This window comes from Xylophilus sp. GW821-FHT01B05 (genome assembly GCA_038961845.1).
In the GTDB taxonomy this organism is placed as follows: domain Bacteria; phylum Pseudomonadota; class Gammaproteobacteria; order Burkholderiales; family Burkholderiaceae_C; genus Xylophilus.
Genome location: CP152408.1, coordinates 1,932,209 through 1,943,797, shown reverse-complemented (window position 1 = coordinate 1,943,797; position 11,589 = coordinate 1,932,209). Strand labels below are relative to the sequence as shown.

Below are 11,589 nucleotides of genomic sequence, written 5' to 3'. Positions count from 1 at the left end.
ATCACCTCCAACCCCAGCCTTCCATGACCACCGAAAAGATCGACGGCGTGTCCGTCTCCACCCAGGCCAGCGTGTACTTTGACGGCAAATGCGTGAGCCATGGCATCACCTTCCCGGACGGCACGAAGAAGTCGGTCGGCGTGGTGCTGCCCGCAACGCTGACTTTTGGCACCGGCGCCCCTGAAATCATGGAATGCGTGGCCGGCAGCTGCGAATACAAGCTGGCCGGCAGCGACAGCTGGGTGAAGTCTTCGCCCGGCGAGAAGTTCAGCGTCCCCGGCAACTCGAAGTTCGAGATCCGCGTGACCGAAACCTATCACTACATCTGCCATTTTGGGTAAACCCCCAGGCTTCGCGCACTTCGTGTCGCTTCTCCAACCCCCTTGCCGGGGGCGATACCAGTGGCCCGGCGAAGCCGGTTCCACGGTATCCGCGGCGCAGAGTCGTGCCACGAATGCCATGAACCATTGAACCGCGCCACCCCCAACGGAACTCCCATCATGTCGACCATCCTCCAAAACGTTCCCGTCGGCCAGAAGGTCGGCATTGCCTTTTCGGGCGGCCTGGACACCAGCGCCGCCCTGCACTGGATGAAGCAAAAGGGCGCCCTGCCCTATGCCTACACCGCCAACCTGGGCCAGCCCGACGAGCCCGATTACGAAGAGATCCCGCGCAAGGCGATGCAGTACGGCGCCGAGCTGGCCCGCCTGATCGACTGCCGCAGCCAACTGGCGGCCGAAGGCCTGGCCGCGCTGCAGGCCGGCGCCTTCCATATCTCGACCGCGGGCGTGACCTACTTCAACACCACGCCGCTGGGCCGTGCCGTGACCGGCACCATGCTGGTGGCCGCCATGAAGGAAGACGACGTCCACATCTGGGGCGACGGCAGCACCTTCAAGGGCAATGACATCGAGCGCTTCTACCGCTACGGCCTGCTGACCAACCCGAGCCTGAAGATCTACAAGCCCTGGCTGGACCAGACCTTCATCGACGAGCTGGGCGGCCGCGCCGAAATGTCGGCCTTCATGACCGCCGCCGGCTTTGGCTACAAGATGTCGGCCGAGAAGGCCTACAGCACCGACTCCAACATGCTGGGCGCCACGCACGAGGCCAAAGACCTGGAGCTGCTGAGCAGCGGCATCAAGATCGTGAACCCGATCATGGGCGTGGCTTTCTGGAAGGAAGAAGTCGCGGTCAAGGCCGAGACGGTCAGCGTGCGCTTCGAGGAAGGCCGCCCGGTCGCGCTCAATGGTGTGGAGTATTCCGACCTGGTCGAGCTGATTTTGGAGGCCAACCGCATCGGCGGGCGCCACGGCCTGGGCATGAGCGACCAGATCGAGAACCGCATCATCGAAGCCAAGAGCCGCGGCATCTACGAAGCCCCCGGCCTGGCGCTGCTGTTCATCGCCTACGAGCGCCTGGTGTCCGGCATCCACAACGAAGACACCATCGAGCAGTACCGCGACAACGGCCGCAAGCTGGGCCGCCTGCTGTACCAGGGCCGCTGGTTCGACCCGCAGGCCATCATGCTGCGCGAAACCGCCCAGCGCTGGGTGGCGCGTGCCGTCACGGGTGAGGTCACGGTCGAGCTGCGCCGCGGCAACGACTATTCGATCCTGAACACCGAATCGGCCAACCTGACCTACAAGCCCGAGCGCCTGAGCATGGAAAAGGTGGAAGACGCGCCCTTCTCCCCCGCCGACCGCATTGGCCAGCTGACCATGCGCAACCTGGACATCATCGATACCCGCGACAAGCTGGGCATCTACCTGAAGACCGGGCTGCTGTCGTCCAGCGCCGACGCGGCCGTGCCGCAACTGGGTGGTTCGGGCAAGCCGGGCAAGAAGGACTGATCCGGTTGCCGGCTGCCGCGAGAGGGACAAAAGCCGGCCTTGTATAGCTGTTACGCAAGCCCCCTCAGAGTTCTGCCCCTCTTGAGGGGATGGGAGTTGCTGTGACTATCCAGGGCTCATGCGAATGCCATCGATGGCGTGGCTCACCTATCGGCGCGCAAGAATTGAACGCGGACCATTGATCGGGTGGAAACAAGTCTCCGAGCATCCGCTCGAACCCGTACGCCGTCAGGGGCTGATGTCCGGAGAGTTATCCCCTGCCGCTGGACCACACTGAGCCATCATCCATTGTCCGCGCTCATTGCTCTGCGGAACAAGGTACGTAACAGGGTCCTGAGTGCTGCGCCCGTCCAGCGGCTGCTTGGATGCCTTCAATTCTGCAATCCGCTGCGGCACGATCACGTCCTCTTTGGGCAACGACACGTTGAAGACTTTCTCGCGATTTGGCCAGCCACCAGAAGACGTAAATGATGAGACGAAAAGGAAATTAGGCGTTCCAATCCGAGAGCGAACGACTACTGGACATACCAAGTTTCCACCCGCCGCATTTTCGGTTTTGCAAACTAGATGACCCGTGCTCCGATTGAGAATGTCGCAACCCCGATCGGTGACGAACAGCTTGGCTGGATAATTCCCCCATCCGGCCTTTTGCAGCATCGCTTTTGAAATGGAAGTCATCCCTCCCGTCCCCACCAACAGCAAGATGGCCGCCAGAAAAGCAGAGGCCAATACGATGCTAATCACCTCCAGAGCTTTGATCCGGACCACAAGTATCGTGACGACGGAGGCATACACCGTCCACAGCACAATGGTAGCTGCGAGATCGCTCACGGCCTGGCTTTCTGGCAAGACGATCAGGAGCGACGCGACAACCAAGTAGGCCGTAAGAACAGTCAGAACGAACGAATTCCACGCAAGCGTCCCCCCTTCAGAAATCAACGTCGTCCGACTCGAAATCGAACGACGCAAGGTCCACATTCGAACGCCGGCCAGAACAGGTCCCAGTGTCATCAATAGCGTAGCGACATATCCAGCACGGCCTTCCCAAAATTGGAACCAGGTTATGGAGGCCCAAAGCAAGAGTGAGACGCTTATGCCAGGCACCACGTAGATGAGCACCGACCACCAGTCCGATTGCCACGCGGGAGCATTGGGTTTGGAGCGGGTCAGCCATCCGCCAGCCATCGGCATGGCAGCGAGGAAAAAGATAAGTAAGAGGCCGCCCAAAGCGATAGTTCCCAGCAGAGGCAACATACTGGGAACATCAAGTTGCGGCAGTTCTCCGATGCCCCAGAAAACAGGCACCAGCAAAAAGGAGCCGAAGATCAATACCGCAGTACTGAGGACCTTGAACGGGTTCTGCTTAAAGTAATCGGCGAGCCACGTGATCAGTGCAGCGAAGGGGCGAGTAGGACTTTGGGCCACGCGTGCGCGCCGTAATCGTTTGGCGGGGGAGCGCTTCAAAAATAGCATCTTGTTGAAAATTACTGGCTTTCCAGTTTTATTGCAGAGCTACGGAGCTGCGCATGATCCTAGCAAAAGCGCGGCTAGAGCTTCGGTCCAGATCTTGCTCACTTGAAATTCGTTCAGGCTGGGATATGTGCATCCGTCGCGGCCGGCCGCTCTTGACGGAAGTTGAGGTCAACAAAAGCGACAAATCCACCTTCGGGTGGATTTGTGGGGAGAATCAGCCTCGATCCCAGAAAAATCCTAGACTTTTAGCTATATATTTTATAGCTCCGCTATTCGTCAAACCACGACCGGCTCCGGCTCCAGGCGGATGCCAAAGCGCTCATACACGCTGGTCTGGATCGCCTTGGCCAGGGTCATGACCTCGCCGCCGGTGGCGCTGGTGGCCGTGCGGGCCACGCCGCGGTTGACCAGCACCAGCGCCTGCTTCTCATAGACGCCGGCATTGCCGACCGACTTGCCCTTCCAGCCGCAGGCGTCGATCAGCCAGCCCGCAGCCAGCTTGACCGTGCCGTCGGGCATGGGGTAGTGCACGATCTTGGGCTCGCGCGCGATGATGTCGGCGCACTGCTCGGGGCTGACGGTGGGGTTCTTGAAGAAGCTGCCGGCATTGCCGATCACGCGCGGGTCGGGCAGCTTGGCGCGGCGGATGTCGCAGACCCAGTCAAACACCTGCTGCGGCGTGGGCGCGGCCACGCCCTCTTCCTGCCGGCGGCGCTCCAGATCGAGGTAGCCCAGCTCGGGCTTCCAGGGCCGCGGCAGCCGAAAGCGCACGCGCAGGATCAGCGCCCGGCCCAGCAGGCCCAGGTCATTGGGGCCGGCGGCCGCGTGCTTGAACACCGAGTCGCGGTAGCCAAAGGCGCACTGGGCGGCGTTCAATGTAAAAACGCGGCCGGTCTGCAGGTCGATGGCGTCGAGCGAATCAAAGCGGTCTTGCAGCTCGACGCCATAGGCGCCGATGTTCTGCACCGGCGCGGCGCCCACGGTGCCGGGGATGAGGGCCAGGTTTTCCAACCCGGGCAGGCCTTGGGTGATGGTCCAGGCCACGGTGTCGTGCCAGACCTCGCCGGCGCCGGCCTCGACCAGCCAGCCGCGCTCGCCGTCTTCCAGCACGCGCCGGCCTTTCACCTCGACCTTGAGCACCAGCGGGCGCACATCGCCGGTCAGCACGATGTTGCTGCCGCCGCCCAGCACGAACTTGGGCAAGGCCGCCATGGCGGGGTCAGCCAGCAACGCGCGCACGTCGTCCTCGCCCGCCACGCGCACCAACTGGTGCGCCCGCGCGACGATGCCGAAGGTGTTGTAGGACTGAAGGGGAACGTTCTTCTCGACTAACATCCCTGGCATTTTCTCACTCTCCTCCGCCCCGCATGGCAGCCCTCCCCCTTCGCCCCGCCTGCCGCTTGCGCCGGGCCTCCCTGGCTTGCTGCGCAGCCGCGCTGGTGCTGGGCATGGCGCCCGCCCGGGCCGCGCCGCCAGCGGTAAGCCTGGCCGGGGTGCTGGGCAAGAAAGCGCTGCTGGTGGTCGATGGCCGGACGATGGCGCTGGCACCGGGCGAATCGACACAGGGCGTGCGGCTGCTGGCCGTGGGCCGCGAAGACGCGCAGGTAGAGGTCGAAGGCCACCGCATGCAGCTGCAGCTGGGCGGCACGCCGGTGCAGGTAAGCGCCGCCGGCACTTCCGGCCGGGGCACGCGCATCGTTTTGGCGGGCGACAGCGCGGGCCACTTCTTTACCCAGGGCAGCATCAACGGCCAGGGGACCCGCTTCGTGGTGGACACCGGCGCCAGCCAGATCGCCATGGGGCAGGACGAGGCCGAGCGGCTGGGCCTGCGCTACCGCGACGGCCAGCGCGCGGCCGTGGGCACCGCCAACGGCGTCACGCAGGGCTGGCGCATCCGGCTGGCGCTGGTGCGCATCGCCGACGTGGAGGTGTATGACGTGGAAGCCATGGTGACGCCGCAGCCCATGCCCTTCATATTGCTGGGCAACAGCTTCCTGAACCGCTTCCAGATGACCCGCACCAGCGACGAGATGGTGCTGACCCGGCGCTTCTGAGCCAGGCCACCCGCCCCGGGCCCGTTCCGGGAGGGCCGGCCTTTGGCATAACATCGCGTGCTGTTTCTGAATATTTCTGGAGTGTTTGTATGCCGTCTTTCGATACCGTTTGCGAAGCCGACCTGGTGGAGGTGCGCAACGCCGTCGACAACGCAGCCAAGGAAATCAGCACCCGCTTTGATTTCAAGGGCACCTCCGCGGCCCTGGAGCTGAAGGAGAAGGAAATCACCATGTTCGGTGACGCCGACTTCCAGCTGGCCCAGGTTGAAGACCTGCTGCGCAACAAGCTCACCAAGCGCAATGTGGACGTGCGCTTCCTGGACAAAGGCAAGGTCGAGAAGATCGGCGGCGACAAGGTCAAGCAGGTGCTGAAGGTGCGCAACGGCATCGAGGCCGAGCTGGCCAAGAAGATCCAGCGCCTGGTCAAGGACAGCAAGCTCAAGGTGCAGGCCGCGATCCAGGGCGACTCGGTGCGCATCACCGGCGCCAAGCGCGACGACCTGCAGGCCACCATGGCACTGCTGAAGAAGGACGTGGCCGACGTGCCTATCAGCTTCAACAACTTCCGCGACTAAGAACCGCCCCTGCCAGCCGATGGCAACCCACCCGACCGCCATCCCAGCCCCAGCCGACGATTCCGGCGAAGACCTGCTGAGCCTGTGGGCCGACCTGGAGTCGGGCCTGTCGGTGGTGCTGACGCGGCCCTTCAACGTGCAGGACTTCCCGCAGAAGGTGCTGCAGTACGACCGCTGGATGCAGGCGCTGGTGCTGCAGGATCTGGATACGGCGCTGTACCTGCTGTTTCAGCTGGCCTCCACCTCGTCGGTGGGCTACAGCGCCTCGCACGCGCTGGTCTGCGCCGCGCTGTGCCACATCGTGGCCGACGAGCTGAAGCTGCCGCGCAACGAGCGCGATGTGCTGGTACATGCGGCGATGACCATGAACATCGCCATGACCGATGTGCAGGACCGCCTGTCCGCACAAAAAGAACGCCCCAACGCCCAGCAGCGCATGGTGATCGAGCACCACGCCGCCGACGGCAGCGCCCTGCTCACGCGCCTGGGCGTGACCGACAGCACCTGGATCGACGTGGTGCGCCAGCACCATGCGGCCAGCGACCACGCCACGGGCCTGACCGAGATGGCGCCGGCCGACCGCCTGGCGCATGTGCTGCGCACCATAGACCGCTACGCCGCCATGATCAGCCCGCGCACCACGCGCACCGGGCGCAGCGCGCTGGACTCGGTGCGCGCCATCCTCGACGGCCGCGACGACTACCGTGACGAGGTCGGCTACGCCCTGGTGCGCGCCGTGGGCCTGTGCCCGCCGGGCACTTTTGTGGAGCTGGACAACGGCGAGACCGCCGTGGTGGTGCGGCGCAGCGAAACCGCCAACCAGCCGGTGGTCGCGGTGGTGCTGGATGCCCAGCGCCAACCCATGCGCCGGCCGCGCCTGCACCGTGTGTCGGCCGGGTCACCCCGCATCCGCTCGGCACTGACCCATGCGCAACTGGGTGCGCCGCTCAACTACCGGGTACTGCTGCAGATCGGCGTGCAGGCCAGCCGCCACATTGCGGCGCTGGATGCGGCGCGGCCGAAGCCGCAGTCTTAAGAACGTGTTTGCGATCTGTATGGGGATCCCATAGAGATCGCAAACACGCTCTAAGACGACCGGGATTTTCCAGCGCGGGAGCCTAGGCGAGATTCAGTTCCGGCCAGCAAGCGCCGGATGTTCTCGCGGTGGCGCCAGGCCAGCAGCAGCCCCATCACCACCATGGCCGCGGTGATGCGCACATCGGCCGTCCAGGCCACGCCGTCGCCAAACCAGTAGAAGAAGGGTGCGAACACCGCCGCCACCAGCGAAGCAAAGGACGAATAGCGGAAGAACACCGCCATGACCAGCCAGCTCAGCGCCGCCGCCAGGCCCAGCAGCGGCTGTATGCCCAGCAGCACGCCCAGCGCCGTGGCCACGCCCTTGCCGCCCCGGAAGCGGAAGAACACCGGGTACAGATGCCCCAGGAAGGCCGCCAGCCCCACCAGCGCCACGGTGCCGCCGTCCAGGCCCCAGGCCGGTCCCCACCAGCGCACCAGCATCACCGGCAGCCAGCCCTTGGCCGCGTCCAGCAGCAGCGTGGCGATGGCCGCCGGCTTGCTGCCCGAGCGCAGCACATTGGTGGCGCCAGGGTTGCCGCTGCCGTAGCTGCGCGGATCGTCCAGGCCCATGGCCCGGCTGACGATGACGGCAAACGACAGCGAGCCGATCAGGTAGGCGGCGACCGTGGCCAGGATGGGAAGAAGAAGGTCCAAGGCGTTTGTCTCGCAGGGAGTGCCGGCATGCAGTGCGCCGGCAAGAGGAGGAAGCCGGCTATTCTGCCAGCGCGCAGTGCACCGGCTGCGCGCCCAGCAACTGCACGCAGACCTGCGGCTCCAGCCCCACCAGGTAGCCGCGCCGCCCGCCATTGATGCAGATGCGCGGCAGCGCCAGGATGCTTTCCTCTATGTAGACCGGCATCTCGCGCCGCGTGCCAAAGGGCGAGGTGCCGCCCACCAGGTAGCCGCTGTGGCGATTGGCCACCTCAGGCTTGCAGGGCTCGACCGACTTGGCACCGATCTGCCGTGCCAGGTTCTTGGTGGAGACGGTGCGGTTGCCATGCATCAGCACCAGCAACGGCTTGGCGTCCTGGTCCTGCATCACCAGCGTCTTGACGACGCTGAACGGGTCCAGCCCCAGCACCTGGGCGCTGTGCTGCGCACCGCCATGCTCCAGGTACTCGTAGGGATGCTCGGTGAACGCCACGCCGTGCGCACGCAGCAGCTGCGTGGCGGGCGTTTCGGAGACGTGCGATTTCTTGGCCATGGATCAATTTGCAGGATCGCGGATCTCCCAGCGGATCTTGTCGATCTCAGCCAGCACCTCGGGCGACAGCTTGGTGCCCCAGGCATTGATGTCCTCATCCAACTGCGCCACCGTGGTCACGCCGATGATGGTGCTGGCGACCTGCCACTTGGTGTAGCAGAAGGCCAGCGCCAGTTGCGTGGGCGTCAGGCCGTGCTGGCGCGCCAGGGCGTTGTAGCGGCGCGCGGCCACCAGGGCTTCGGGGCGGCCCCAGCGCTGCTTGCGTACCGACTCGTAACTGGCGATGCGCGCGCCCTTGGGGGCGTCGGGGCCGGTGGGGCCGCTTTGGTCGTACTTGCCGGTGAGCAGGCCAAAGGCCAGCGGCGAGTAGGCCAGCAGTGATACGCCCAAGCGGTGCAGGCTCTCGTCCAGCGCGTTCTCTACGCCGCGGCTGATCAGGCAGTAGACGTTCTGCACCGAGGCCACGCGCGGCAGGCCGTGCGCCTCGGCCAGGCGCACAAACTCATGCACGCCATAGGGCGTCTCGTTGGACAAGCCAATGGCGCGCACCTTGCCGGCCTTGACCAGGCCGGCGAGTGCGTCGAGCTGCTCGTGGATCGAGGTCTGCGTGCGTTCCTGGGCCGGGTCGTAGTAGAGCTGGCCAAAGGCCGGCACATGGCGCTCAGGCCAGTGGATCTGGTACAGGTCGATGACGTCGGTCTGCAGGCGCTTCAGGCTGGCGTCGCAAGAGGCAACGATGTCGGCCGCCGTCATGCCCTGCCCTTCGCGTACCCAGGGCATGCCGCGCGAGGGGCCGGCCACCTTGGTTGCCAGCACCAATTTTTGGCGCACACCGGGGCGGCGCGCAAACCAGTTGCCGATGATGGTTTCAGTCGCGCCGTAGGTCTCCTTGCGCGCGGGCACGGCGTACATCTCGGCGGTGTCCAGGAAGTCGATGCCGCGCTCCACTGCGCGGTCGAGGATGGCGTGGGCATCGGCCTCGGCGACCTGCTCGCCGAAGGTCATGGTGCCCAGGCAGATGGGGGAAACCTGCAGCTCGCTCTGGCCCAGGCGGACCGGCGCAAACGCGGACGAAGAAGAAGAGGAAGAAGTACTCATGCGCAAATTACAGCAGGTTTGGCAGCGGCTTGTCGGCAGTCGGAGATTGCAAGCAAAAAGTGCCTCCAGCCCTTTATACACAAGGGCATATAGCTATATTTTTGGAAGCAATGCCTGCTGACGCTGTCCGCCAGCGGACTGCCTTTGCGCAGCAGCGTCCCTATGATCCCAGCGCTATGTACCAAGCCCGCCGCCACGCCGACAACCGCTTTGTTCCCCTGCGCCATCTGCGCTACCACGTGCGCACCTGGGGCACGCCGCAGCCCGGCGTGCCGCCGCTGGTGCTGGTGCATGGCTGGATGGACGTGGGCGCGTCCTGGCAGTTCGTGGTGGACGCCATGGCAGAAGACCGCTTTGTGATTGCGCCGGACTGGCGCGGCTTTGGCCTGACCGAGGTGCCGCCGACCGATCAGTTCTGGCATGCCGACTACCTGGCCGACCTCGACTTTCTGCTCGATGCCCTGGTGCCCGAAGGCCCGGTGGACCTGGCCGGCCACAGCATGGGCGGCAACGTGGCCATGCTTTATGCCGGTGTGCGGCCACAGCGCATTCGCCGCCTTATCAACCTGGAAGGCTTTGGCATGCCGGCGATGCGCGCCGACAAAGCACCCCAGCGCCACGCGCAGTGGATCGACGAGCTGAAGGCGCTGGAGCGCGGCGACAAGGCACTCAAGCACTACGCCGATGTAGACGGCGTGGCCCGCCGCCTGATGCGCACCAACCCGCGCCTGACACCCGACAAGGCGGCCTGGCTGGCGCAGCACTGGGCGCGCCCGGTGACGCTGGCCGACGGCAGCACGCAGTGGCAGATCCTGGGCCATGCCGCGCACAAGGTGATCGGTGCCCAGGTCTACCGGGTGGAAGAAGCGCTGGCCCACTTCGCCGCCATTACCGCGCCGGTGCTGGTGCTGGAGGCGTCAGACAACGAGATGGAACGCTGGTGGGGCGGGCGCTACATGCTGGCTGAATTCCACGAACGCCTGCGCGCCGTGCCGGACTGCCGCCGCGCGCTGGTGACCGATGCGGCGCACATGCTGCACCACGACCAGCCGGCACAGGTGGCTAAGCTGATCGAAGACTTCTTGCGCTGAAGTCAGCCGGCCGAGCTGCCGCGCGCTGCGGGCTTGGCCGGTGCCTCTTCATCGTGGATCGGCGCATAGCCCGGCCCAAAGGACACATCGCCCAGCCGCCAGCCCGCCGGCCGGCGGAAGGCGCCCCAGAAGCGCTTGAGCGTGTGCCACTGCATGGCTACCAGACCACGCTCGTTGTCGGCATCGACCACCGGGTCGCTCACGCCCGTGGGGCGCAGCGGCGCGCCGTAGAGCGCGGTGCCAAACAGGCGGTCCCACACCGACAGCACCTGGCCGAAGTTGCAGTTGTGCAGGGTGGGCCGATCCGGGTCACGCAGCATGTGGTGCAGGCGGTGAAAGCGCGGGCCCACCAGCAGGCGCTCGCCCACCCAGCCGATGCGGCCCAGGCGCAGGCGCACGTTGGCGTGCGAGAAGTTCTGCACCAGCTCGCTCAGCAGCCCCAGCAGCGCAAACTCAGACGGCTCCACGCCCAGCGCCAGCCCCACCGTGGCCAGCAGGAAGGACTGCAGCATGCCGTCCAGGTAGTTGCCACGGTCATTGCTCCAGCAGCTCATCTGGCGCTGGCTGTGGTGCATGCTGTGCAGCGCCCACCACCAGGGAATGGCGTGCTGGGCGCGGTGCATCCAGTAATAGAAGCAGTCGTAGGCCACGTAGTAGACGAAGAACATCGCAAACGGATGCTGCTCGAACCACGGGAACCAGTGTTTGAGCCCGCTCGGCTCGGCCGTCGTGGGGCCACCGCCCAGCAGGTGCGCGAAGGGCATCAGCACCAGAAAGCTGAACAGCGGGAACAGGCCCAGCAGCATCAGCAGCGTGTAGTGGCGGTCTACCGTGGTCAGGCGCCGGTCCTCCCAGCGCTCGGCCGGCAGCAGGCTCTCCAGCGGGCGAAAGATGCCGGCAATGATGAAGAGCTGCAGCGCGGCGATCAGCAAGGCCTCGGCAATTTCGCGCGGATCACCGGCCGCCTCGCCGATGTGCAGCAGCGTCAGCGCCGGGACGACCAGATGGCCGCTGGCCCAGGAAATGGCATCGGACCAGAGCAGAGACAAGGACAGCATGGTGGTGAAAAGGTGCGGCAGGCAGGGCAAGCCCGCCATTCTGGCACCGACCACAGAAATTCAAAATGTATAGCACAAATCCCAGGTGGTACCTGGGCTAGAGGCC

12 protein-coding genes are annotated in these 11,589 nt (G+C 65.1%); 6 read left to right on the top strand and 6 right to left on the bottom strand.

Features of this window, described 5'->3' with window-relative positions:
* Positions 1 to 23: 23 nt before the first annotated feature.
* Positions 24 to 341, top strand: a complete 318-nt coding sequence (locus AAFF27_09115) for a pyrimidine/purine nucleoside phosphorylase (protein ID XAH25333.1) — start codon at positions 24 to 26, stop codon at positions 339 to 341.
* 159 nt (positions 342 to 500) lie between these two features.
* Positions 501 to 1,853, top strand: a complete 1,353-nt coding sequence (gene argG, locus AAFF27_09110) for an argininosuccinate synthase (protein ID XAH25332.1) — start codon at positions 501 to 503, stop codon at positions 1,851 to 1,853.
* 228 nt (positions 1,854 to 2,081) lie between these two features.
* Here argG and AAFF27_09105 read toward each other — a convergent pair whose 3' ends face one another.
* Together AAFF27_09105 and murB are read right to left on the bottom strand one after the other, a co-directional pair.
* Entirely contained in the window at positions 2,082 to 3,317 is a 1,236-nt protein-coding gene (locus AAFF27_09105) for a hypothetical protein (protein ID XAH25331.1), read from the bottom strand.
* Positions 3,318 to 3,602: 285 nt separating this feature from the next.
* Positions 3,603 to 4,661 carry a UDP-N-acetylmuramate dehydrogenase gene (gene murB, locus AAFF27_09100; GenBank protein ID XAH26191.1) on the bottom strand — a complete coding sequence of 353 codons (1,059 nt, stop codon included), beginning with the start codon at positions 4,659 to 4,661 and terminating at the stop codon, positions 3,603 to 3,605.
* Positions 4,662 to 4,693: 32 nt separating this feature from the next.
* Here murB and AAFF27_09095 point away from each other — a divergent pair, with 32 nt between their 5' ends.
* The 3 genes from AAFF27_09095 (at position 4,694) to AAFF27_09085 (ending at position 6,991) form a co-directional block, all read left to right on the top strand.
* Positions 4,694 to 5,380 carry a TIGR02281 family clan AA aspartic protease gene (locus tag AAFF27_09095; protein ID XAH25330.1) on the top strand — a complete coding sequence of 229 codons (687 nt, stop codon included), beginning with the start codon at positions 4,694 to 4,696 and terminating at the stop codon, positions 5,378 to 5,380.
* Between the two features lie 89 nt (positions 5,381 to 5,469).
* Complete coding sequence (locus AAFF27_09090; protein XAH25329.1) at positions 5,470 to 5,955, top strand: YajQ family cyclic di-GMP-binding protein; 486 nt, start codon at positions 5,470 to 5,472, stop codon at positions 5,953 to 5,955.
* A gap of 19 nt (positions 5,956 to 5,974) precedes the next feature.
* On the top strand, positions 5,975 to 6,991 hold the full coding sequence (locus tag AAFF27_09085) for a phosphodiesterase (GenBank protein ID XAH25328.1): 1,017 nt from the start codon (positions 5,975 to 5,977) through the stop codon (positions 6,989 to 6,991).
* Positions 6,992 to 7,041: 50 nt separating this feature from the next.
* On the opposite strand, the gene plsY is transcribed toward AAFF27_09085, so the two are convergent.
* The 3 genes from plsY to AAFF27_09070 are packed head-to-tail and all read right to left on the bottom strand — an operon-like array spanning position 7,042 to position 9,334.
* The gene (gene plsY, locus AAFF27_09080; protein ID XAH25327.1) at positions 7,042 to 7,686 is read right to left on the bottom strand and encodes a glycerol-3-phosphate 1-O-acyltransferase PlsY; all 645 of its coding nucleotides are present in this window, start codon (positions 7,684 to 7,686) and stop codon (positions 7,042 to 7,044) included.
* Positions 7,687 to 7,744: 58 nt separating this feature from the next.
* Positions 7,745 to 8,236 (bottom strand): aminoacyl-tRNA deacylase, encoded by a 492-nt coding sequence (locus AAFF27_09075; protein XAH25326.1) that lies wholly within the window; start codon positions 8,234 to 8,236, stop codon positions 7,745 to 7,747.
* 3 nt (positions 8,237 to 8,239) lie between these two features.
* Positions 8,240 to 9,334 carry an aldo/keto reductase gene (locus tag AAFF27_09070; GenBank protein XAH25325.1) on the bottom strand — a complete coding sequence of 365 codons (1,095 nt, stop codon included), beginning with the start codon at positions 9,332 to 9,334 and terminating at the stop codon, positions 8,240 to 8,242.
* A 176-nt stretch (positions 9,335 to 9,510) separates the two neighbouring features.
* Between AAFF27_09070 and AAFF27_09065 the strand changes: the two genes are divergently transcribed.
* Positions 9,511 to 10,425 (top strand): alpha/beta hydrolase, encoded by a 915-nt coding sequence (locus AAFF27_09065; GenBank protein ID XAH25324.1) that lies wholly within the window; start codon positions 9,511 to 9,513, stop codon positions 10,423 to 10,425.
* A 2-nt stretch (positions 10,426 to 10,427) separates the two neighbouring features.
* On the opposite strand, the gene AAFF27_09060 is transcribed toward AAFF27_09065, so the two are convergent.
* Positions 10,428 to 11,483, bottom strand: a complete 1,056-nt coding sequence (locus AAFF27_09060) for a sterol desaturase family protein (protein ID XAH25323.1) — start codon at positions 11,481 to 11,483, stop codon at positions 10,428 to 10,430.
* Between the last annotated feature and the right edge of the window lie 106 nt (positions 11,484 to 11,589).

Coding starts and splice junctions, on each gene's coding strand:
- AAFF27_09075 (XAH25326.1), bottom strand. CDS start 8,236: ATGGCCAAGAAATCGCACGTCTCCGAAACGCCCGCCACGCAGCTGCTG.
- AAFF27_09085 (XAH25328.1), top strand. CDS start 5,975: ATGGCAACCCACCCGACCGCCATCCCAGCCCCAGCCGACGATTCCGGC.
- AAFF27_09060 (XAH25323.1), bottom strand. CDS start 11,483: ATGCTGTCCTTGTCTCTGCTCTGGTCCGATGCCATTTCCTGGGCCAGC.
- AAFF27_09090 (XAH25329.1), top strand. CDS start 5,470: ATGCCGTCTTTCGATACCGTTTGCGAAGCCGACCTGGTGGAGGTGCGC.
- argG (XAH25332.1), top strand. CDS start 501: ATGTCGACCATCCTCCAAAACGTTCCCGTCGGCCAGAAGGTCGGCATT.
- AAFF27_09115 (XAH25333.1), top strand. CDS start 24: ATGACCACCGAAAAGATCGACGGCGTGTCCGTCTCCACCCAGGCCAGC.
- AAFF27_09065 (XAH25324.1), top strand. CDS start 9,511: ATGTACCAAGCCCGCCGCCACGCCGACAACCGCTTTGTTCCCCTGCGC.
- murB (XAH26191.1), bottom strand. CDS start 4,661: ATGTTAGTCGAGAAGAACGTTCCCCTTCAGTCCTACAACACCTTCGGC.
- AAFF27_09070 (XAH25325.1), bottom strand. CDS start 9,334: ATGAGTACTTCTTCCTCTTCTTCTTCGTCCGCGTTTGCGCCGGTCCGC.
- AAFF27_09095 (XAH25330.1), top strand. CDS start 4,694: ATGGCAGCCCTCCCCCTTCGCCCCGCCTGCCGCTTGCGCCGGGCCTCC.